Source organism: Streptomyces sp. CS113 (genome assembly GCF_002188365.1).
Taxonomy (GTDB): Bacteria; Actinomycetota; Actinomycetes; order Streptomycetales; family Streptomycetaceae; genus Streptomyces; species Streptomyces tendae.
In genome coordinates, this window is record NZ_KZ195574.1 from 2,547,555 (window position 1) to 2,568,926 (window position 21,372).

Annotated in this window: 22 protein-coding genes and 1 riboswitch; of the genes, 4 read left to right on the plus strand and 18 right to left on the minus strand. The window is 71.9% G+C overall.

Annotation, left to right across the window (positions count from 1 at the left end; genetic code table 11):
• Positions 1 to 60: 60 nt before the first annotated feature.
• The 3 genes from B9W62_RS10900 (at position 61) to B9W62_RS10910 (ending at position 2,540) form a co-directional block, all read left to right on the plus strand.
• Complete coding sequence (locus B9W62_RS10900) at positions 61 to 468, plus strand: VOC family protein (protein ID WP_087807000.1); 408 nt, start codon at positions 61 to 63, stop codon at positions 466 to 468.
• Between the two features lie 26 nt (positions 469 to 494).
• A complete protein-coding gene (locus B9W62_RS10905; RefSeq protein ID WP_087807001.1) occupies positions 495 to 1,679 on the plus strand; it encodes an LOG family protein in 1,185 nt (394 codons plus the stop codon).
• Positions 1,680 to 1,835: 156 nt separating this feature from the next.
• Positions 1,836 to 2,540 (plus strand): LAETG motif-containing sortase-dependent surface protein, encoded by a 705-nt coding sequence (locus B9W62_RS10910; RefSeq protein ID WP_087807002.1) that lies wholly within the window; start codon positions 1,836 to 1,838, stop codon positions 2,538 to 2,540.
• A gap of 62 nt (positions 2,541 to 2,602) precedes the next feature.
• Here the strand turns inward: B9W62_RS10910 and B9W62_RS10915 are convergent, their stop codons facing one another.
• The 10 genes from B9W62_RS10915 to rpsB form a co-directional block, all read right to left on the minus strand.
• A complete protein-coding gene (locus tag B9W62_RS10915; RefSeq protein ID WP_087807003.1) occupies positions 2,603 to 3,391 on the minus strand; it encodes a maleylpyruvate isomerase family mycothiol-dependent enzyme in 789 nt (262 codons plus the stop codon).
• 38 nt (positions 3,392 to 3,429) lie between these two features.
• Positions 3,430 to 4,476, minus strand: coding sequence for an ABC transporter ATP-binding protein (locus B9W62_RS10920; protein ID WP_087811852.1), 1,047 nt, complete (start codon positions 4,474 to 4,476; stop codon positions 3,430 to 3,432).
• 91 nt (positions 4,477 to 4,567) lie between these two features.
• Positions 4,568 to 6,262 carry an ABC transporter permease gene (locus B9W62_RS10925; RefSeq protein ID WP_373433680.1) on the minus strand — a complete coding sequence of 565 codons (1,695 nt, stop codon included), beginning with the start codon at positions 6,260 to 6,262 and terminating at the stop codon, positions 4,568 to 4,570.
• Positions 6,238 to 7,329: a thiamine ABC transporter substrate-binding protein gene (locus B9W62_RS10930; protein ID WP_087807004.1), complete on the minus strand. Its 1,092-nt coding sequence runs from the start codon at positions 7,327 to 7,329 to the stop codon at positions 6,238 to 6,240. The genes B9W62_RS10925 and B9W62_RS10930 overlap by 25 nt, the downstream gene beginning before the upstream one ends.
• A gap of 79 nt (positions 7,330 to 7,408) precedes the next feature.
• A riboswitch (TPP riboswitch) is annotated at positions 7,409 to 7,514 on the minus strand.
• A 68-nt stretch (positions 7,515 to 7,582) separates the two neighbouring features.
• Positions 7,583 to 8,689, minus strand: coding sequence for a dual-specificity RNA methyltransferase RlmN (gene rlmN, locus B9W62_RS10935; protein WP_087807005.1), 1,107 nt, complete (start codon positions 8,687 to 8,689; stop codon positions 7,583 to 7,585).
• 112 nt (positions 8,690 to 8,801) lie between these two features.
• The gene (locus B9W62_RS10940) at positions 8,802 to 9,980 is read right to left on the minus strand and encodes a phosphatidate cytidylyltransferase (protein ID WP_087807006.1); all 1,179 of its coding nucleotides are present in this window, start codon (positions 9,978 to 9,980) and stop codon (positions 8,802 to 8,804) included.
• Positions 9,980 to 10,537: a ribosome recycling factor gene (frr, locus tag B9W62_RS10945; protein ID WP_059300879.1), complete on the minus strand. Its 558-nt coding sequence runs from the start codon at positions 10,535 to 10,537 to the stop codon at positions 9,980 to 9,982. Before frr ends, B9W62_RS10940 begins: the two co-directional genes overlap by 1 nt.
• Before the next feature lie 180 nt (positions 10,538 to 10,717).
• Positions 10,718 to 11,476, minus strand: a complete 759-nt coding sequence (gene pyrH / locus B9W62_RS10950; protein WP_007444937.1) for a UMP kinase — start codon at positions 11,474 to 11,476, stop codon at positions 10,718 to 10,720.
• Positions 11,477 to 11,682: 206 nt separating this feature from the next.
• Positions 11,683 to 12,519 carry a translation elongation factor Ts gene (gene tsf / locus B9W62_RS10955; RefSeq protein WP_087807007.1) on the minus strand — a complete coding sequence of 279 codons (837 nt, stop codon included), beginning with the start codon at positions 12,517 to 12,519 and terminating at the stop codon, positions 11,683 to 11,685.
• Between the two features lie 94 nt (positions 12,520 to 12,613).
• Positions 12,614 to 13,546 (minus strand): 30S ribosomal protein S2, encoded by a 933-nt coding sequence (gene rpsB, locus B9W62_RS10960; RefSeq protein ID WP_087807008.1) that lies wholly within the window; start codon positions 13,544 to 13,546, stop codon positions 12,614 to 12,616.
• Between the two features lie 270 nt (positions 13,547 to 13,816).
• Here rpsB and B9W62_RS10965 point away from each other — a divergent pair, with 270 nt between their 5' ends.
• A complete protein-coding gene (locus B9W62_RS10965; RefSeq protein WP_087807009.1) occupies positions 13,817 to 14,461 on the plus strand; it encodes a murein hydrolase activator EnvC family protein in 645 nt (214 codons plus the stop codon).
• Here B9W62_RS10965 and B9W62_RS10970 read toward each other — a convergent pair.
• The 8 genes from B9W62_RS10970 to lepB all read right to left on the minus strand — a co-directional run bounded on the left by B9W62_RS10970 (position 14,415) and on the right by lepB (position 21,329).
• Positions 14,415 to 14,972 carry a TetR/AcrR family transcriptional regulator gene (locus tag B9W62_RS10970; RefSeq protein ID WP_087807010.1) on the minus strand — a complete coding sequence of 186 codons (558 nt, stop codon included), beginning with the start codon at positions 14,970 to 14,972 and terminating at the stop codon, positions 14,415 to 14,417. The two genes, B9W62_RS10965 and B9W62_RS10970, sit on opposite strands and share 47 nt — an antisense overlap.
• A 129-nt stretch (positions 14,973 to 15,101) precedes the next feature.
• Entirely contained in the window at positions 15,102 to 15,944 is an 843-nt protein-coding gene (gene whiG / locus B9W62_RS10975; protein WP_087807011.1) for an RNA polymerase sigma factor WhiG, read from the minus strand.
• A 283-nt stretch (positions 15,945 to 16,227) separates the two neighbouring features.
• Positions 16,228 to 17,412 (minus strand): DNA-processing protein DprA, encoded by a 1,185-nt coding sequence (gene dprA, locus B9W62_RS10980; protein ID WP_373433735.1) that lies wholly within the window; start codon positions 17,410 to 17,412, stop codon positions 16,228 to 16,230.
• A 167-nt stretch (positions 17,413 to 17,579) separates the two neighbouring features.
• The gene (locus B9W62_RS10985) at positions 17,580 to 19,217 is read right to left on the minus strand and encodes a YifB family Mg chelatase-like AAA ATPase (RefSeq protein ID WP_087807012.1); all 1,638 of its coding nucleotides are present in this window, start codon (positions 19,215 to 19,217) and stop codon (positions 17,580 to 17,582) included.
• Entirely contained in the window at positions 19,217 to 19,579 is a 363-nt protein-coding gene (locus B9W62_RS10990) for a YraN family protein (RefSeq protein ID WP_179235426.1), read from the minus strand. The genes B9W62_RS10985 and B9W62_RS10990 overlap by 1 nt, the downstream gene beginning before the upstream one ends.
• 88 nt (positions 19,580 to 19,667) lie before the next feature.
• Positions 19,668 to 19,976, minus strand: coding sequence for a DUF2469 domain-containing protein (locus B9W62_RS10995; protein ID WP_003965949.1), 309 nt, complete (start codon positions 19,974 to 19,976; stop codon positions 19,668 to 19,670).
• 56 nt (positions 19,977 to 20,032) lie between these two features.
• Positions 20,033 to 20,563 carry an NUDIX hydrolase gene (locus B9W62_RS11000; protein ID WP_179235427.1) on the minus strand — a complete coding sequence of 177 codons (531 nt, stop codon included), beginning with the start codon at positions 20,561 to 20,563 and terminating at the stop codon, positions 20,033 to 20,035.
• Entirely contained in the window at positions 20,553 to 21,329 is a 777-nt protein-coding gene (gene lepB / locus B9W62_RS11005; protein ID WP_087807014.1) for a signal peptidase I, read from the minus strand. Before lepB ends, B9W62_RS11000 begins: the two co-directional genes overlap by 11 nt.
• Positions 21,330 to 21,372 lie beyond the last annotated feature (43 nt).

Here is a 21,372-nt window from a genome sequence, read left to right on the forward strand (position 1 = left end):
GGGGCCGCCTCGCGTCTACCTCTTCGAACGGCACGGCATACGAACCCGGGAGAGGCCCCCATGTACCAGCAGATGATCTTCCTGAACCTGGCCACCAACGACCTCGACGCCTCGAAGAAGTTCTTCACCGGGCTCGGGTACGAGATCAACGCCCAGTTCAGCGACGACAGCACCGCTTCGATCCCGCTGAGCGACACCATCGTGGTCATGGTGCACACGCCGCAGAAGTACCGCGAGTTCACGAAGAAGGAGATCGCGGACTCGACGAAGTCCAGCGAGGTGCTGATCGCGCTGAGCGCCGAGAGCCGCGAGAAGGTCGACGAGCTGGTGGAGAAGGCGGTCGCGGCCGGCGGCTCGGTCTCCGGCGAGACGCAGGACCACGGCTTCATGTACGGCCGGGCCTTCGACGACGTCGACGGCCACACCTTCGAGGTCGTGTGGATGGACCCGGCGGCGATCGAGGGCTGATCCGGGGGCGTGCCTAGCATGGGCGGGTGGATCCGACACCCGATCAGACACCCGCCCAGCGCAAGGCCCGGTCACCGCACGGGTCGCCGTCACTGTCCCAGTTCCAGTCCCACCACGCCTCCCACGACCGGGAGATCGAGACTCTCGCCGAGTTCGACCGCGTCGTCTCGGCCCCCGGCTCGCTCGCCCATCACCGCGTCCAGGCCGTCGACCTGACGGGCCGTACGGACGCCCTGCTCGCCGCCGACCCCACCGGCGCGGTCTTCCTCGGCTGCCCGATGGACGCCGGCGCCGCCGCCGGGGTGCGCGCCGCCGGCGCCCTGGTCTTCCCGCCGATACCGGGGCTCCCCTTCGACCCCTACCGGGGGCGGGTCTACTCCCCCGACGAGTTGTACGCCCGCCTCGACGAGGGCTACGAGGCCACGCCGGACGCCCTGGCCTACGACTGGTTCCAGCAGACCAAGGCCGACGGTGACGTCTTCGCCTCCATGCTGCGCGCCATCCATGACGACGCCGTCTCGGACGCGCTGGACGAACTAGTCGTCGGCAGCCGGGTGGTGGGCGTCATGGGCGGTCACGCCATGTCCCGCGGCACACGGGAGTACGCGGGCGCCGCCCGCCTGGGCCGTGAGCTGGCCCGCGCCGGGCTCACGGTGGCCACGGGCGGCGGCCCGGGCGCGATGGAGGCGGCGAACCTCGGCGCGTACGCCGCCCCGTTCGACGACGGCATGCTGGACGAGGCCCTGACGCTGCTCGCCAAGGTCCCGTCGTTCACGCCGTCGATCGCCGACTGGGCCCGGTCCGCGTTCGAGGTGCGCGAGCGATGGCCCGGCGGCGGCGCCTCGATCGGCATCCCGACCTGGTTCTACGGCCACGAGCCGCCCAACGCCTTCGCCGCGCACATCGCCAAGTACTTCGCCAACGCCACCCGCGAGGACGGCCTGCTGGCCCGCTCCACCGCGGGCGTGGTGTTCCTGCCGGGCGCGGCCGGCACCGTGCAGGAGATCTTCGACAACGCGACGCCGAACTACTACGAGTCGCGCGGCGAGCCCACGCCGATGGTGCTCGTGGACCGGGAGCACTGGACCCGTACGCTGCCGGCCTGGCCGCTGCTGCGGTCGCTCGCGAAGGGGCGGGCGATGGAGTCCCGAATCGTGCTGGTTGACCGAATCGACGAGGCTCCGGACGCGCTGAAACGTCTCGTCGGTTAATAAGACGGCAAAGTCAACGTCCCTGGCGGGCATATGCGTTGACACTTCTTACGCCCCGCTTATAGACCAGTGAGGCTCATGGGTGTGCTGATGCCGCGTCATCGAGCGTCGGCACCCTCTTCACCCCCCGCATCCGCGCTCCCGTAAAGGACAAACGTGGCAGTCCTGTCCCTCATCAGCCGCACGGCATCCCGCCGCGGCGTCCGCGCCCTCGGCGTCGTCGCCGCCTCCGCGGCCCTGGCGCTCAGCGCGTCGGGCAACGCCCTCGCCTGCAACATCAGCGAGTTCTCCGCCGAAGCCAAGTGCGACGGCGACAACGGTGTCATCACCGTCACCGACGTGGACCCGGCCGGCATCCCGGCCACCGTCACCGTCACCCTGAAGAGCACCGGCGAGCAGGTCGGCCAGGAAACGGTCAAGGGCTCCAAGGAGGGCACCACCGTCTCCTTCGCCGTGGACTGGAAGCCGAACACGGATTACCGCGTCCACATCAAGGCCGACCGGTACGTCGACGAGTTCATCAAGCCGGACGTCACCACCCCGTCGACGCCTTGCAAGACCGAGGACACGCCGACTCCGACCCCGTCGGAGAGCTCCTCGACCCCGTCCGACGAGACGGAGTCCCCGGCGCCCGAGCCCTCCACGTCGGCCCCCGCGCCGTCGCAGCCGGAGACCACCGCCCCGGCGGCCGTTCCGAACGACAACGCACCGTCCCCGGCGGCCGGTGACTCCAACCTCGCCGAGACCGGCGCCAACTCCAACACCGGCATGATCGCCGGTATCGCGGCGGCCCTGGTCGTCGTCGGTGGCGGCGCCGTCTTCTTCGGCCTGCGCCGTCGCGGAGCGAACAGCGGCAGCTGATCTCCCGCGCCAACGCGCTGATCGCGGTGGCCCGTCCCGGTCCGGGGCGGGCCACCGTCGTGTCAGCCGAACGTCGCCTTCTCCAGCCAGAGTTCGAGCAGCTCGCGGTCACCGAGTACCTCGAGCCCCGGGGCGTCCGGCGACAGCCGGCCGTAGAAGGCCAGCAGTACGTCCGTGAGCGGGCCGCGCAACGCCACCGTCGCCTTCTCGTGCCCGCGGCTCCAGGTGATGCCGTCGTCGGGAAGCTCGATGAACCACTCGGCGTTCAGCTCGGCCGGGGTGTCGGTCGCGTGCAGGTGGAGACTGCTGCCGGGGGCGCGCAGTTCGTTCGCCGCAGCGTCGGGCAGGACCCGTTGGACGAACCGCACGATCTCCAGCCACTCGTCGATCGCGTCGGGCGCGACCGCCCGGCGGGGCAGGCCCGCCGCGAGTGCCGCGTCCGCGCCGTGGACGACGAGTTCGTGCGTCATCCGCCGCGCCCAGAACCCCGCCGTGTCGATGCCGGCCCACGACCACGCGTGCGCATCGGGACCGGCCTCCCGCAGGGCACCGACGACGACCTCGCCGGACTCCGCCAGCCACGCGTCCAGCGCCGCCGCGTCCCCGCGCGCCGCGGGCCCCGCGGCTCCCGGAGCCCGGTCCACCGGGACGTCCTCCTCGGCGCGGGTGCCGACGATCAGCCCGGTCCAGCGCAGGGCCCGGCCCACGTGCCGGACCAGGTCCTCCAGGGTCCAGTCCGGGCAGGTCGGCACGGTCGCGGACAGGTCCGCACCCGAAGTGACCACGGCCCCGAGTCCGGCCACCTGGCGGACGATTTCGTCGCAGTACCGGTCGTGGGTGAGGAGTGTCATACCGTCACCCTACGAGCGGAACGATCACTCCGGAACGGTCACTCCGGAACGCCCGATCCACCGAGCACGACGACGTCCGCCGCGTCGAACTCCACCCCGACCTCGGCCCCGACCTCCGGCGCCGCCCGCAGCGCGCAGGCCGCCTCCAGGCGGGGCGCGTCCTCCGGCTGGAGGTGCACGGCGACGTGCGTGCCGCGGAAGGTGCGGGCGGTGACGGTGCAGCGCAGGCCCTCGTCGGCGGGGACGACACGGACCCCGGCCGGCCGCACGAGTACCGTCCGGGTGCCCTGGGGGGCGTTCTCGGGGACCGGCACCTTGCCCCACGGGGTGTGAGCGGCCTGCCCTGCGACGGACGCTTCGACCACGTTGTCGAAGCCGAGGAAACGGGCCACGAAGGCGTCCGCCGGCCGCTGCCACACCTCCAGGGGCGTGCCCGACTGGGCGATCCGCCCGTCCCGCATCACCACGACCCGGTCGGCGAGCGCGAACGCCTCGCCCTGGTCGTGCGTCACCGCGAGCACCGTCGTGCCCAGCCGCCCGAACAGCTCCCGCAGTTCCACGACGAGGCGCTCGCGCAGCGAGCGGTCCAGCTGACCGAGCGGCTCGTCCAGCATCAGCAGCCGGGGCCTGGGCGCGAGCGCGCGGGCCAGCGCCACCCGCTGCTGTTCCCCGCCGGAGAGCGCGGCGACGGACCGGCGGGCGGCGCCCGGCAGCCCGACCAGCTCCAGCAACTCCTCCACCCGGGTCCGCTGCTCCGTCCGGGACGCGCCGCGCATCCGCGGCCCGAAGGCGATGTTCCCGGCCACGTCACGCTGCGGGAACAGCTGGTGGTCCTGGAACATCAGCCCGACCTCGCGCCGGTGCGCGGGCACCCCGCTCTGGTCGCGGCCGTCCAGCGTCACCCGTCCGGCGTCCAGCGGCTGGAGCCCGGCGACCGCCCGCAGCAGTGTGGACTTGCCGCTGCCGCTGGGCCCGAGCACGCACACCACCTCGTGCTCGGCGACTCCCAGGTCGACGGCGTCGAGCACGGCCCGGCCGCCGAAGCGGACGGTGGCGCCTTCGAGACTCAGCAGGCTGGACGGCACGGGCGGCTCCGACGGCCCGGACGGCACGGGCTGCTCCGACGGCCCGGACGGCATGGGCTGCTCCGACGGCCCGGACGGCATGGACGGCATGTCAGAACTCCCCGCTCCGGTCGGTCCGCAGCCGCTCCAGCACCACCAGGGCCACCGCGCACACCAGCATCAGAATCGTCGAAAGGGCCATCGCCTGGCCGTAGTTCATGTCACCGGGCCGCCCCAACAGCCGGGCCACGGCGACCGGCAGCGTCGGGTTGTCCGGACGTGCGATGAACACCGTCGCGCCGAACTCGCCCAGCGACACGGCGAAGGCGAACCCGGCCGCGACCAGCAGCGCCCGCCGCACCATCGGCAGGTCCACCTCGCGCCACACCCGCCAGGGCGACGCGCCCAGCACCGCCGCCGCCTCCCGCAGCCGTCCGTCCACCGCCCGCAGCACCGGCAGCATGGTCCGTACGACGAAGGGGACACCCACCAGCGCCTGCGCGAGCGGCACCAGGATCCAGGAGGACCTGAGGTCCAGCGGGGGCTCGTCCAGCGCGATCAGGAACCCGAAGCCGACCGTCACGGCCGACACACCGAGCGGCAGCATCAGCAGTGCGTCGAACCCGCGCACGAAGCGGCCCGCGTCCCGCCGGGTGAGCGCGGTCGCGGCCAGCGCGCCGATCACCACGGCGATGGCCGTGGCGGCGACCGCGTACTGAAGGGAGTTGCCGATCGCCTCGATCGGCGGGACGAGGAAGGCACCGCCGTCCTCGCGGGTCAGCGCCCGGTAGTAGCCGAAGCCGGACGCGCCCAGCGACCGCTGGACCAGCACCGCGAGCGGCAGCACCAGCAGCACGGCGACGGTGCCCAGGACCCCGGCGAACAGCGCCCACTGCCCGGCCCCGCGCGGCCGGCGCGCGGTCGTGGCCGCGTCCACCAACCTGAGCGCGCTCTCGCGCCGCCGTACCGTCCAGGCGTGCACGGCGAGGACCGCGGCGACGGCCGCGAACTGGATCAGCGTCAGGACGGCGGCCGTGGACAGGTCGAAGACCTGTGAGGTCTGCCGGTAGATCTCCACCTCCAGGGTGGAGAAGGTGGGCCCGCCGAGGATCTGGACGACGCCGAAGGAGGTGAAGGTGAACAGGAAGACCATCAGCGCGGCGGCGGCCACGGCGGGCGCCAGCGCGGGCAGCGTCACCTGCCGCCAGGCTCGCAGCCGGGAGGCGCCGAGCATCCGCGCGGCCTCCTCCTGCCGCGGGTCGAGCTGCGCCCACAGCCCGCCGACGGTGCGTACGACGACGGCGTAGTTGAAGAAGACGTGGGCGAGCAGGATCGCCCACACCGTGGTGTCCAGGCGCAGGCCCCACAGTTCGTCGAGCAGCCCGCCGCGCCCGACCAGCGCCAGGAACGCCGTACCGACGACGACCGTCGGCAGCACGAACGGCACGGTCACCACGGCCCGCAGGACCTGCTTGCCGGGGAAGTCGAAGCGGGCGAAGACGTACGCGCCGGGCAGCGCGACCAGCAGCGTGAGCGCGGTGGACGCCAGCGCCTGCCAGGTGGTGAACCACAGCACGTGCCGCACGTCGGACTGCGCGAGCACGTCCCCGATCCGCCCGAACCGCCAGACCCCGTCGACCTCCAGGCCGCGCGCGACGATGGCGGCGACGGGGTAGGCGAAGAACACCGCGAAGAACGCGACGGGCACGGCCATCAGCCCGAGCCGGGCCGCGCTCCCGCGCACGGTCCCGGTCGGTTTCCCCGCCCGCCTGCCGGTGCGGCTCACTTCAGTACGAGCGAGGTCCACGACTTGACCCACTGGTCGCGGTTGTCGGCGATCTTCGCCGGGTCGAGGGTCTGCGGGTCCTTCGCCTGCGGCCCGAACTTCGAGAACACCTCGGGGACCTGCGCGCCCTCCCGCACCGGGTAGACGAACATGTTCAGCGGCATGTCCTCCTGGAAGGACTTGCTCAGCAGGAAGTCGAGGAGGGCCTTGCCGCCCTCGGGGTTCTTCGCGTTGCTGAGCAGGCCCGCGTACTCGACCTGCCGGAAGCAGGTGCCGTCGGCGACGCCCGTGGGTGCGGTGTCCGGCTGCGGGTCGGCGTAGACGACCTCGACGGGCGGGGAGGAGGCGTAGGAGACGACGAGGGGCCGGTCTCCCTTGGCCTTCTTGCCGCCGGCCGAGCCGGAGAACTCCTCGTTGTACGCCTGCTCCCAGCTGTCGACGACCTTGACGCCGTTCGCCTCGAGCTTCTTCCAGTAGCCCTCCCAGCCCTCGTCGCCGTACTGGGCGGCGGTGCCGAGCAGGAAGCCGAGACCCGGCGAGGAGCTGCCGGCGTTCTCGGTGACGAGGAGGTCCTTGTACTCCGGCTTGATCAGGTCGTCGAAGGACTTCGGCGGGGTCAGCCCGTGCTGGGTGAAGTACGCCTTGTCGTAGTTGACGCAGATGTCGCCGCTGTCGACGGGCGTGACCCGGTGCTTGTCCTGGTCGGCGCGGTACTCGGGCCGGACCTGGTCCGAGCCCTTGGCCTCGTACGGCTGGAACAGGCCGTTGTCGAGGGCGCGGGACAGCAGGGTGTTGTCGACGCCGAAGAAGACGTCGCCCTGCGGGTTGTCCTTGGTGAGGATGGCCTTGTTGACGGCCTGCCCGGCGTCGCCGTCCTCCAGGACCTTGACCTTGTAGCCCGACTGCTTCTCGAAGGCCGCGATGACGTCCTTGGACGCGGCCCACGAGTCGTGGCTGACCAGGGTCACGGTCCTGGAGTCGCCGGAGCCGCTGCCGCCGGCGTCGTCGGAGGACGATCCGCAGGCGGCCAGCGTGCCGACCATGCCGAGTCCGACGGCCAGGACACTGACCTTCTTGGTGATGCTCACTGAATTCCTCCTGGGTGACCAGGAGAAGACGCGGCCCCGCCCGGGACCCCTGGCAGGGATCCCGGGCAGGGCGCAACAGCTCGAGTGGTGACCGATCTCCCTACCCAGAATGACCTGGGCCAGGTTCGGAGGGTCTGCGGCCGGTGCCGCACTCTCAGCGCTGTGGCGCTCCCCTGTCGGAATATGAAGATGTGATGACTCTGACGATGTACTGCATGTACTGCCTGTACTACCGGTACTGCCGCCGGTCAGGTTACCGCTCGCTCGCGGCGAGCTGACCACACGCCCCGTCGATCTCCTGCCCACGGGTGTCCCGGATCGTCACCGGCACACCGTGCGCCGCGATCGCCTCCACGAACGCCTTCTCGTCCTCGGGCCGGGACGCGGTCCACTTGGAGCCGGGCGTGGGGTTGAGCGGGATCAGGTTGACGTGCACGGGCTTGCCCCTGAGCAGCCGCCCGAGACGGTCACCGCGCCAGGCCTGGTCGTTGATGTCGCGGATCAGGGCGTACTCGATGGACAGCCGGCGCCCGGACTTCGCCGCGTACTCGAACCCGGCGTCCAGCACCTCGCGCACCTGCCACCGCGTGTTGACGGGGACCAGGGTGTCGCGCAGCTCGTCGTCGGGGGCGTGCAGCGAGATGGCCAGGCGGCACTTGAAGCCCTCGCCGGTGAAGCGGTGGATCGCGGGGACGAGACCGACCGTGGAGACGGTGATCCCGCGCTGGGAGAGCCCCAGCCCGTCGGGCTCGGGGTCGGTGAGCCGGCGGATGGCGCCCACCACCCGGTTGTAGTTGGCGAGGGGCTCGCCCATGCCCATGAACACGATGTTGCTGAGCCGCGCGGGGCCTCCCGGCACCTCGCCGTCCCTGAGCGCCCGCATGCCGTCCACGATCTGGTGCACGATCTCGGCGGTCGACAGGTTCCGGTCGAGGCCGGCCTGGCCGGTGGCGCAGAACGGGCAGTTCATGCCGCAGCCGGCCTGGGAGCTGATGCACATGGTCACCCGGTCCGGGTAGCGCATGAGCACCGACTCGACGAGCGTCCCGTCGAACAGCTTCCACAGCGTCTTGCGCGTGGTCCCCTGGTCGGTCGACAGGTGGCGCACGACCGTCATCAGCTCGGGCAGCAACGCCTCGCGCAGCCCCTCGCGCGAACCGGCGGGGATGTCGGTCCACTGCTCGGGAGCGTGCGCGTACCGCGCGAAGTAGTGCTGCGAGAGCTGCTTCGCGCGAAACGGCTTCTCACCGATCGCGGCGACAGCCTCCTTGCGCTCGGCGGGCGTGAGGTCGGCAAGGTGCCGCGGCGGCTTCTTGGCTCCGCGCGGCGCGACAAATGTGAGTTCTCCGGGCTTAGGCATGGCCATACCAGTGTCGCAGACATACGGAGAGGGACCCGCCGCCCTGTGGACAACGGGTCCCTCTCCGAAGAACCAGCAGGTCAGACCCGACCTGAGGGGGTCACCGACCGGATCAGCCCGAGCCCACGAAGATCACCAGCAGCAGCCACACCACCGGTGCCGTGGGCAGCAGCGAGTCGAGGCGGTCCATGATGCCGCCGTGGCCCGGCAGGAGGGTGCCCATGTCCTTGATGCCGAGGTCCCGCTTGATCATGGACTCGCCGAGGTCGCCCAGGGTGGCGCTGACGGCGACCACGAGGCCGATCAGCAGGCCCTGCCACCAGGTGCCGTCGTCGATCAGGAACTGCATGCACAGCGCGCCCGCCACCATCGCGAACGCCACCGCTCCCAGCAGGCCCTCGCGGGTCTTGCCGGGGCTGATGCGCGGGGCGAGCTTCTTCCTGCCGAAGCGCCAGCCGACGGCGTAGGCCCCGGTGTCGCTGACGACCGTCAGTATCAGGAAGACCAGCACCCGCCAGGCGCCGTCGTCGGCCGCCAGCATCATGGCGACGAACGTGGCCAGGAACGGCACGTAGAACGCGGCGAACAGGCCCGCGGTGACGTCCCTGAGGTAGCCCTCGGGCGGCTCCGTCATCCGCCAGACCAGGACCGCGAGCGCCGTGAGCGCCATCGCGACCCACGCCCCCTCGGCCCCGCGCGCGTAACCGGCGACCACCATCGCGGCGCCGCCGATCGCGAGCGGCACCAGGGGCGCCTTGATGTCCTTGCGCTCCTGAAGCCGCGTGGTCAGCTCCCACAGGCCCACCACGACGGCGACCGCGATCACGCCGACGAAGACCGCCTTGACGACGAACAGCGACGCGATGATCACCACGCCGAGGCCGACGCCGACCCCTATCGCGGCACCCAGGTCGCGCCCCGCGCTCTTCTTCTGCGGCGGCGGCTGGGACTGCGCCGGCTGCGGGGCGTCGGGCATGGGCTCCGGATTCTGCGGCACCGCCGCATACGGCTGCGCCGACGGACTCGGGTCGCGATACGGCTCGTCGCGAACGGGCTGGTCGTGAAACGGCTCGTCCCGGAACAAGGGACCGCTCAGCCGAGCGGTCCCCTGGTCGTCGTCCTGGTCTCCGCCGTGTTCGGGTACGTCGGGCACGATGGGCATGGGGCGAGTCTGCTGCGCGTAGTGCGCATCGTACGCGGGACCCGCCGGGCCGGCGCCCTGGACGGGTCCCTGGTCGGACGGCCCCCAGTACCCGGCTTGTGGCGGCGCTCCCCAGGAAGAGTCGTTCATCAGACCTCGAGCAGCTCCGCTTCCTTGTGCTTCAGGAGCTCGTCCACCTGCGCGACGTACTTGGCGGTGGTGTCGTCGAGCTCCTTCTCGGCACGGCGGCCCTCGTCCTCGCCGACCTCGCCGTCCTTGACCATCTTGTCGATGGCGTCCTTGGCCTTGCGGCGCACGGAGCGGATCGAGACCTTGGCGTCCTCGCCCTTGCTCTTGGCGACCTTGATGTACTCCCGGCGGCGCTCCTCGGTCAGCTCGGGGAACACCACCCGGATGATGTTGCCGTCGTTGCTCGGGTTGACGCCCAGGTCGGAGTCGCGGATCGCCTGCTCGATGTTGCGCAGGGCCGTCTTGTCGAAGGGGGTCACCACGGCCATGCGCGGCTCGGGCACGGAGAACGAGGCCAGCTGGTTGATCGGCGTCGGCGCGCCGTAGTAGTCGGCCACGATCTTGTTGAACATCGCCGGGTGCGCACGGCCGGTGCGGATCGCGGCGAAGTCCTCCTTGGCGACCACGACGGCCTTCTCCATCTTCTCCTCGGCCTCGAGGAGGGTCTCTTCGATCACCACTTGCTCCTGCGTGTCTTGAGTAGGCCCGGCTGCGATTCCCCTGCGGGCTGGCGGCCGGCTGCGTCGCGTTCTTCCTGCACGGTTCCCGACCGGCGGGACAATGTCCATCCCCCGGCCCGGTCCCGTCCCCGTCCGTCCCCCGGACAGGTGGCGTCCGCGGACGGGGGTGTTCTCCGGTCAGTCCCGGCTGCCCTGGTCCCCCACGAGCGTGCCGATCTTCTCACCCTTGACGGCGCGGGCGATATTGCCCTCCTTCAGCAGCTCGAAGACCACGATCGGGAGGCTGTTGTCGCGGCACAGGGTGACGGCCGTGGCGTCGGCGACCTTCAGGTCCCGGGTGATGACCTCGCCGTAGCCGAGCGCGTCGAACTTCACGGCGTCCGGGTTGGTCTTCGGGTCGGAGTCGTAGACCCCGTCCACGCCGTTCTTGCCCATGAGCAGCGCCTCGGCGTCGATCTCAAGGGCGCGCTGGGCGGCGGTGGTGTCGGTGGAGAAGTACGGCATGCCCATACCGGCGCCGAAGATGACCACGCGGCCCTTCTCCAGGTGGCGCACGGCACGCAGCGGGATGTAGGGCTCGGCGACCTGGCCCATGGTGATGGCGGTCTGCACGCGGCAGTCGACGCCCTCCTTCTCCAGGAAGTCCTGGAGGGCCAGGCAGTTCATCACGGTGCCGAGCATGCCCATGTAGTCGGAGCGGGCGCGGTCCATGCCGCGCACCTGCAACTCGGCGCCGCGGAAGAAGTTGCCGCCGCCGATGACGATCGCGATCTGCGCGCCGTCCCGGACGACGGCCGCGATCTCGCGGGCGATGGCGTGCACCACGTCGGGGTCGACGCCCAGGCCCCCACCGCCGGAGAAGGCCTCTCCGGACAGCTTCAGCATGAAGCGGCCGCGTACTTTGCCGTCGTCGCTCTTCTCGGCCTTGGTGGTCATGGAGATCTCGCCTCTTTTACGTGGGTCACACACACGAAGAAGGCCACTGCCGGTGGGGGCGTGTTTCGCATCCCATACGCGGCAATGGCCTCCTCGTCAGATCTGCTGTCGCCCGCCGCCACGCGCGCGTGCGCAACGGCATACGCGAACGGCGCCGACGACTGCTGTCGACCCTACCGGGGTCGCGCGTCCGTCGCGGTACGGACTCAGATGCCGACCTTGATGCGCGAGAAGCGCTTCAGGCTGACACCGGCCTCTTCCAGCACCTTCTGGACGGACTTCTTGTTGTCCAGGGCGTAGGGCTGGCCGAGCAGGGTGGCGTCCTTGAAGAAGCCGTTGAGGCGACCCTCGACGATCTTCGGCAGGGCGGCCTCGGGCTTGCCCTCGGCGCGGGTGGTCTCCTCGGCGACGCGGCGCTCGGACTCGACGACCTCGGCCGGGACGTCCTCCTTGGAGAGGTACTTCGGCGCGAAGGCGGCGATGTGCTGCGCGACGCCCTTGGCGATCTCGGCGTTGGGCTTGTCCAGCTCGACGAGGACACCGATCTGCGGGGGCAGGTCGGGCATCGTGCGGTGCATGTACGCGGCCACGTAGCCGCCGGAGAACTGCGCGAAGCGGTCCAGGACGATCTTCTCGCCGAGGTTGGCGTTGGCCTCGTCCACGTACGCCTGGACGGTCTTGCCGGCCTCGATCTCGGAGGCGAGCAGCGCCTCGAGGTCGGCCGGGGCGGCCTTGGCGACGTGCTCGGCGATGGTCTTGGCGACAGTCTGGAACTTCTCGCCCTTGGCGACGAAGTCCGTCTCGCACTTCAGCTCGACGATCACACCCGAGGTGTTGTCGTCGGCGATGATCGAGACGACGGCGCCGTTCTCGGCAGAGCGGCCCTCGCGCTTGGCGACGCCCTTCTGGCCCTTGATGCGGAGCGCCTCGACGGCCTTCTCGACGTTGCCCTCGGCCTCGTCCAGCGCCTTCTTGCAGTCCATCATGCCGGCGCCGGTGAGCTCGCGGAGCTTCTTGACGTCGGCGGCGGTGTAGTTCGCCATGATTCCGGAATCTCTCTCGAAGTCTGAAGATCTACGGGCCGGACGGCGGGGGCTGTGCGGCCCCCGCCGTCCGGCACCCGAAGGTGGTGAGGGGTCAGGCCTGCTCGGCGTCCGCGGCCGGGGCGGCCGGGGTCTCGGCAGGAGCCTCGGCGGCGGGAGCCTCCTCGGCGGGGGCGGCCTCGGCGGGGGCGGCCTCGGCAGCCGGAGCCTCGGCGGGCTTCTCGGCGGCCTCGGCGTCGTCCTTCTTCTCGGCCTTCTCGCCCTCGAGCAGGTCGCGCTCCCACGCGGCGAGCGGCTCGCCCGCGGCCTTGTCACCCTCGGCGCCCTTGCCAGCACCGGAGCGGGCGATGAGGCCCTCGGCGACGGCGTCGGCGATCACGCGGGTGAGCAGGGTGACGGAGCGGATCGCGTCGTCGTTGCCCGGGATCTTGTAGTCGACCTCGTCGGGGTCGCAGTTGGTGTCGAGGATGGCGACGACCGGGATGTTGAGCTTCCGGGCCTCACCGACCGCGATGTGCTCCTTCTTGGTGTCCACGATCCAGACGGCGCTGGGCACCTTGGACATCTCGCGGATACCGCCGAGGGTCTTCTCCAGCTTGGCCTTCTCGCGGGAGAGGACCAGCAGCTCCTTCTTGGTGAGGCCGGAGGCGGCCACGTCCTCGAAGTCGATCTGCTCGAGCTCCTTCAGGCGCTGAAGGCGCTTGTAGACGGTCGAGAAGTTGGTGAGCATGCCGCCCAGCCAGCGCTGGTTGACGTAGGGCATGCCGACGCGGGTGGCCTGCTCGGCGATGGCCTCCTGCGCCTGCTTCTTCGTGCCGACGAACATGACCGTGCCGCCGTGGGCGACGGTCTCCTTGACGAACTCGTAGGCGCGGTCGATGTACGACAGCGACTGGAGCAGGTCGATGATGTAGATGCCGTTGCGCTCGGTGAAGATGAAGCGCTTCATCTTCGGGTTCCAACGGCGGGTCTGGTGACCGAAGTGGACGCCGCTTTCCAGCAGCTCCCGCATCGTGACGACGGCCATGGCCGTATCTCCTTGGTGTTCTCGGTTGTGCCGCGCGAGCCGGACGGCTCCCGCGCCTGACGCCCGGATGCGCCTGCCGCAAGGGACCGAGGGGCGCTGACACGGACCTGTGCGGGCCTCGTGTCGGGGCGTGCGAAGTCGACCCGGTGACCCGGATCGCCACCAGAAGTGTACGGGACCCGCGGGGCACCGGGTGACGCGGCTGTCCACAACCGGAGGGCGGTCCACAGGGCCGGGCGGCGCCGGACCGCGGTGCGGGACGGTGCTCCCATGCGAACGAGGCGATGGGTGCGCCCGGGCACCTGGCTGGTACTGCTGCTCACCGTCCTGGCCACGGGGCCGCCGAGGACTGCTCCGGCGGTCTCGGTGACGGACGCCGGCCGGCGGGTCCCGGACCCGGCGGTGCCGCCGGTCGCCCGGCACTGGCCGGTCGGCACGCGTCCCGTGGTCCTGCGGGGCTGGGAGCCCCCGGCGACGCCGTACGGGCCGGGGCACCGCGGCGTGGACCTCTCCGCGAGGGCCGGAGCCCCGGTACGGGCGGTGGCGGCGGGGCGGGTGTCGTTCGCGGGGCCGGTCGCGGGCCGCGGCGTGGTCTCGGTGGAGCTGGCGGGGACCGGCGCCCCACCCCTGCGGACGACGTACGCCCCCGTCGATGCGACCGTGCGCGAGGGCGACGAGGTCGCGGCCGGGGAGGTACTCGGCACGGTGGAGCCGGCGGGCCCGCACTGCGCTCCCTGCCTGCACTGGGGCCTGCTGCGGGGCGAGGTCTATCTGAACCCGCTGTCCCTGCTCCCCCCGTGGCTGCTGGACACGGGTCCGTCGAGGCTGCTGCCGGTCCTGGGGGTGCCGTTGCCGGGCGGCGCGGAGGTCAGCCCCGCACGCCGCGCAACGCCATGGAGACCGCCGCCTCCGTGATCGCCGTCGGCTCTTCCGCCGCACCCAGCTCGATCCGCCGTACGGCGGCGTCGACGACACCCTGGAGGAGCATCGCCGCCAGCCGCGGCTGGCCGTGCCCCATCTCGCCCAGCGCCTCGACGATCATCGCGATCAGCCCGCCGTGCGCGGCCCGGATCTTCTCCCGGGCACCGGCGTCCAGCTCGCTCGCGGAGATGGCCACGACGGCCCGGTGCCGCCGGTCCCCGACCAGGTCGAGCTGGGTGCGCACATACGCCTCGACCTTGCCCTCGGGGGCCGTCTCGCGCTCCATCGCGGCCTCGACCTCCGCGGCCCACACGGGGAAGTCGACGGCGCACAGCTCCTCGACCACCGCCGCCCGCGACCGGAAGTACTCGTAGACGGAGGACCTGGCGAGGCCCGTCCGTTCGGCGAGGGCGGGGAAGGTCAGCGCCTCCGTTCCGCCGTCGGACAGCAGGGAGCGTGCCGCGTCCAGCAGGGCGGCACGCTGCATCGACCGGTGCTCGGCCACAGAGGCCGCTCGAATCCTTGGCACGTCACCACTTTACGGACGCGGCACCCCGTACGGGAGTCATGCACCCGGCCGCACCACCGCCGGCCGGGCCACCGGACGGCGCCGGGCCCCGGCCGCGGATCCGGTTCAGCGGCCGAAACCGGCCAGCTTGGCGCGCAGTTGCAGCACCGACTTGGTGTGGATCTGGCTGACCCTGCTCTCGGTCACACCCAGCACGTTCCCGATCTCGGCGAGCGTGAGGCCCTCGTAGTAGTACAGGGTGACCACGGTCTTCTCCCGCTCCGGCAGCGTGTTGATCGCCCGGGCCAGCAGCCGCCGCAGCTCCCGGTCCTCGGCGACCTCCACCGGATTGTCGGCGGCGGTGTCCTCCAGCGTGTCCATCAGGCTCAGCCGGTCGCCGCCCTCGCTCCCGGCGTGCAGCAGCTCCTCCAGGGCCACCACGTTGGCGAGCGAGAGCTGGCTGAAGACCGCGTGGAGGTCCTCCACCGCGATCCCCATCTCCGCCGCGACCTCGCTCTCCGAGGGGGTACGGCGCAGGCGGGCCTCCAGCGTCGCGTAGGCGCGCTCCACGTTCCGCGCCTTCTGCCGCACCGAGCGCGGGATCCAGTCCAGGGCGCGCAGTTCGTCGATCATCGCGCCCCGGATCCGGGTGATCGCGTACGTCTCGAACTTGATCTCCCGGTCGACGTCGAACTTCTCGATGGCGTCGATCAGCCCGAACACCCCGGAGGAGACGAAGTCGGCCTGCTCGACATTGGGCGGCAGGCCCACGCTGACGCGGCCCGCCACGTACTTCACCAGGGGCGAGTAGTGCAGGATCAGCTGTTCCCGCAGCCGCTCGTCGCCGGTCGCCTTGTACGACCGCCACAACTCGTCGAGCGTCGAGGGGGCGGACGGTCGCACGCTGCCACCGTCGCGGGCGGCTGGGGGGATCGCCGCCCGGTCGGACCCGGAGGTGTGCTGGGGCATTCGTCGCCTAGTGCCGTTCTGCCGTGATGTGGATCTGCCTGAGGCCGCCGGTCTGCTTTCTGGTTGTCGCCTGCTGTCGGCCGTCTGCGTGGGGGTCATCGTGAGCGTAGCGTGACTGGACCGTCGCGGTGTGCGAAGGAGCGGGCGGTGACCCTACGCAGATACGTTCCGCCGAACGCTCTACAGGGGGGACGATGATCGCTCTGGGTGATCACTCGAATACCTCAACTGCCAGAATCCCCACGGGCGTCGGGGGTTCCCCCGGACGGCCGAACACGGTGCGTCAGCAGGGGCCGCGAGCGCCGCGAACCGAGATCATCGCCTGGCGTGTCAACTTCCAGCCGTCGCCGTGTCGTTCGACGTAACCGAGTGCTCGAAGCTCGTACAGCCTCGCGATCGCCTCGTCCTCGGTGGTCTGGGCCCGGTGTGCCACCTCCGCCGCCGTCGCCGTTCCCCGTCCGGGGAGCCCGGACAGCGCGTGGCGGGTCCGGGGTTCCAGGAGATCGGTGGGCAGGACGGGGCCGCGCCGCTCCGGGGGCAGCTCGCCCATGGCGCCGACCAGTTCGACCACCTCGGCGGCGTCGCCGACGAGCACCGCGTCGCCGCGCAGCAGCTCGTGCACCCCGGCGGAGAGGGCGCTGGTTGCCGGCCCCGGCACGCCCATCACGTGCCGGCCCAGCCGCCGGGCGGCCCGGGCGGTCACCAGCGAACCGCTGCGGTACGCGGCCTCGACGACCACGGTGCCCCGGGTGAGCGCGGCGATGACCCGGTTGCGCAGGATGAATCTGCTCGGCGTCGGATGGTCGCCCGGTGGCAGTTCGCCGACGACCAGGCCCTGCTCGGCGATCCTGTTGATCAGCGCGGTGTGCCCGGGAGGGTAGGGGCGGTCGACCCCGCAGGCGAGGACCGCCGCGGTGGCGCCGCCGGCCCCGAGGGCACCGCGATGGGCGGCACCGTCGATCCCGTAGGCCCCGCCCGAGACCACGACCCAGCCGCGCTCGGCCAGCCCGGCGGCGAGGGTGGCGGCCATGTGGGCGCCGTACTCGGTGCAGGCGCGGGCACCCACGACGGCGACCGACCTGAGCGCCCACATGCGCAGACTGGGCCCGCCCCGCACCCACAGCCCGAGCGGCCGGGCGTCACCGAGGTCGTCGAGCTGTCCCGGCCACTCCGCGGTCCCCGGCGTCACGAACCGCGCTCCCGCGGACCGGGCGACGGCCAGGTCACGGCGGGGGTCGGCGCGCCCCGCCCGGGCACACAGCCCGGCCCACCGCTTCTCGCCCACGCCCGGCAGGGGACGCCCGCCCTCGCGCAGGCGCCGCGCCACCTCCAGGACACCCCGCTCCCGCACCCACCGACCGCCGGTCTCGTCACCGGGCTCGAGCACCCGGGCGAGGAAGACCCGCCCGAGCACCTCACGGTCCCGGAGCACCTCGCGGTCCCGAGGCACCTCACGGTCCCGCAGCACCTCACCGCCCGTCACCGCCTCCCCCTCGGCCGGGTCCCGGTCGGCCGGGTCCCGGTCGTCGAGGTACACGGCCGCGTCAGGGAAGAGTGCGTCGCTCTCCGCCGGGATGACGTCCCCGCTCGGGACGGCGTCCGCCGGCTGCCCGCCGTCGCCGCTCACGTCAGTGTTCACGTCAGTGCCCCCAGAGCCATCGGCACGCCCCGGGGCACCCCGGTGCGCAGTTGCAGTGCGAGGGCGACGTCGCGCGCGTCGGGGCGGTCGTGGCCGACGAGGTCCGCGACGGTCCAGGCGACGCGCAGGACCCGGTCGAGTCCGCGGGCGGTGAGCACACCGCGTTCCAGGCTGCGTTCCGCCTCTTCCAGCGCGCCGGGTGCGGCACGCCAGCGGCTGCGCAGTTCCCGGCCGGGCACCTCGCTGTTCGACCGCCACGGGGTGCCCGCGAGCCGCGCCGCGGACCGCTCCCGGGCCGCGCGCACCCGGTCGGCGACGGTCGCGGTGGAGTCGCCCCGGGGGCCGTCCCCCGCCAGCTGGCTGCGCGTGACCCGGTCCACCTCGACCCGCAGGTCGACCCGGTCGAGCAGCGGTCCGGACAGTCTGGCCTGGTAGCGGCGGATCGCCGCGGGCGAGCACTCGCACGTCTCGTCGGTCTGCGAGAACCGCCCGCAGGGGCAGGGGTTGGCGGCGAGCACCATCAGGAACCGCGCCGGGAAGCGCACCACGCCCGCGCTGCGCGCGATGACGACGTGGCCGGCCTCCAGCGGCTGGCGCAGGGCGTCGAGCGCGTGGCTGCTGAACTCCGGGGTCTCGTCCAGGAACAGGACGCCCCGGTGCGCCAGCGACACGGCGCCGGGCCGCGCGATGCCGGGGCCGCCTCCGACGAGGGACTGCATGGTGGCGGAGTGGTGGGGAGCGCAGTAGGGGGCCGTGTCGATCATGGGTTTGCCCGGTGGCAGCAGTCCCGCCACCGAGTGCACGGCGGTGACTTCCAGGGACTCCGCCCGGCAGAGCCGGGGCAGGACGGCGGGCAGCCGTTCGGCGAGCATGGTCTTGCCGGCGCCGGGCGGCCCCTCCAGGAACAGGTGGTGGCGGCCGGCCGCGGCGACCTCCACCGCGGTGCGCGCCGACTCCTGGCCGACGACGTCGGCGAGGTCGTGGCCGTGCTCGTGACCGTGGTCGTGCGGTGCCGCCCCCATGCTGCGCATTCCCGTGGCCGCGCCGGTGCCGGGCATGCGCAGACCGGCCAGCAGCGGGTCGGGGCGGCCCTGCGTGTCCTGCTCCTCCTCCGGCACGGGTTCGTCGGCGAGGACGGCGATCAGCTGGCGCAGGCTGCGCACTCCGAGCACCGACACGCCCGGCACCAGGGACGCCTCGGCGGCGGCGCACTCGGGCACGACCACCTGCTCGTACCCGGCCTCCGCCGCGGCCAGTACCGCCGGCAAGATGCCGCGCACCGGCCGCACCCGGCCGTCCAGACCCAGCTCCCCGATCATCACGATGTCGGCCAGCACCCGCGGGTCGATCCGCTCCGCCGCGCCCAGGACGCTCGCGGCGACGGCCAGGTCGAAGCCGCTGCCGCTCTTGGGCACCGAGGCGGGACTGAGTCCGACCGTCAGCTTCTTCTGGGGCCACTCCGCGCCCGAGTTCACCACGGCCGCCCGTACCCGGTCCCGGCTCTCCGTGAGGCTCTTGTCCGGCAGTCCCACCAGGGTGAACGCCGCCACGCCCGGTTCCAGGTCGGCCTGGACCTCGACCACCACGCCCTCGACGCCGACCAGCGCCACCGAGCACGTACGCGCGAACGCCATCACGCCACCCCCCGGGCGTGCTCGACCACGGGGGCGCCGCGCTGCGGGAGGAGCACGCCGACCAGATCGATGCGCACGCCACCGGGCGGGGCTCCCCCGTGGGTCTGGATCCAGCGCTCGGCCAGCCGCCGCAGCCGCTCCGCCTTCTCCGGTGTCACGGCGGCCATCGGGTGCTCGAAGGAGCCGCCCCTGCGCGTCTTGACCTCGCAGACCACCAGGACGTCGCCGTCCCGGGCCACGATGTCGATCTCGCCGGTCCTGCCACAGCGCCAGTTGCGCTCCAGGACGGTCATTCCGGACCCGGTCAGCCGGCGGGCGGCGAGTGTCTCGCCGTACTTGCCCATCGCGCCTCGTGCGTTCATGTCGGCACCACCTCCGGCACCAACGATCACGCAGACGGGACGAGCGCGTCACTCACGGTGAACTACTCACCGGTTGTGGAAAACTCCGTCACCCGCCGGGCAGCTCCAGGTCGCTCTTGTTCAGCTCCTCGATGTTCACGTCCTTGAACGTCAACACGCGCACCTGCTTGACGAACCGGGCCGGCCGGTACATGTCCCACACCCAGGCGTCAGCCATGGAGACCTCGAAGAACACCTCACCCTGTACCGAGTGCACCTGCATCTCGTAGTCGTTGGTGAGATAGAAACGCCGCTCGGTCTCGATCACGTATTTGAACAGACCGACGACATCGCGGTACTCCCGGTAGAGCTTGAGCTCCATCTCGGTCTCGTACTTCTCGAGGTCCTCGGCGCTCATGGCATGTTCCCCTTCAGCCGTGCGGTCCCCCCATTGTGCGCCAGTCCCGTGCGCCCCTAGACGATTTCGGTGTCCAGGGTCACCGGCCCGGCCGGGGGACCTTCGTCGAGCAGCGTGCGCAGCAGCCCGGCGAGTCTGGTCGGATACACCGTCTCACGTGCCCGGGTCAGTTCCTCACACGTCCACCAGCGCGCTCCGGCGACGCTGCGCCGCTCCAGCTCGGTGAGGCCGGCCCCGACCGCCTCGGCCGCGGGCCGGGCGGTGCGGGCCAGGTAGTACCACTCGTCCTGGTCCCAGCGGCGGCCCGCGAAGGGGAAGGAGCACCTGCGCCGCCACAGCACCGGGCCGAGGTCGACGTCGGTGATGCCGGTCTCCTCCAGCAGCTCGCGCCGGGCGGCCTGCTCGCGGGTCTCGTCGCCCTCCACACCGCCCCCGGGGGTGAACCACCAGTCGTCGGCCGGATCGTCCGGTTCGTGGCCGTGCAGCAGCAGGATGCGGTCCTCGGGGTCGAGCAGCACCACCCGGGCGACCCGGCGCAGTCCGCCCGCGTAGGTGTCCTGTCCGGCCGGGGTCACCTCAGCGGCCACCGGCCGGCTCCGTTCCCCTTCGGGCCCGGGAGGCCCCGGCCCGCTTCGCGAGGGGGCCGTAGGCCGCGCCCCCCAGGATCAGCACGGCACCGGCGACGACCAGTACGACGACGGTGCGCAGCGGACCCGGTGAGGAGAGGCCGCCCAGCGTCTCGAAGCCGGTGGGCCGCTCCAGCATGCCGTTCATCGGCCAGGCCACGGCGTCCACGCGGGCGTCCACGGCGCCGCGCGACACGGTGCCGCCGGCCGCGTCGGTGAGGTGGGCGGTGGAGTCCACCGAGTTGTCGCGCTCGTCGCCGAGCAGGAACAGGCGGCCCTCCGGGACGGTCACGGTCTGGAAGTCGCTGATCTCGGCCGGGGTGCCCGCGGGCAGGTACGGCTCGTCGATCACCTTGCCGTTGACCTTCAGCTTGCCCTTCTGGCAGCAGGAGACGGTGTCCCCGCCGACGGCGACCACCCGCTTGACCATCGGGGCGTTGGCCCAGGTCGCGTCCTTGAAGACGACGACGTCGCCGCGGCGGACGTCGGCACCGTCGATGCGCTGCGCCAGCACCCGGTCACCGGCGTCGATGGTCGGCGTCATCGAGCTGGTCGGCACGGTGTAGGGCCGGTAGACCACCGCTCCCCAGCCGAACCCGCCGAGGAACAGCACCAGGCCCAGCGCCACGGCGATCCCGGACAACCGCTGCCCGGTCCGGCTGCCCACCGCACCCCTGCTCGCCGCGCCGCCGCGCGGGACCGTACGTGTCGTGCTCTCGCCACCCATGGAGCCGCACCTTACCCGGCGGTACGCCAACGGGGCAGCCCCC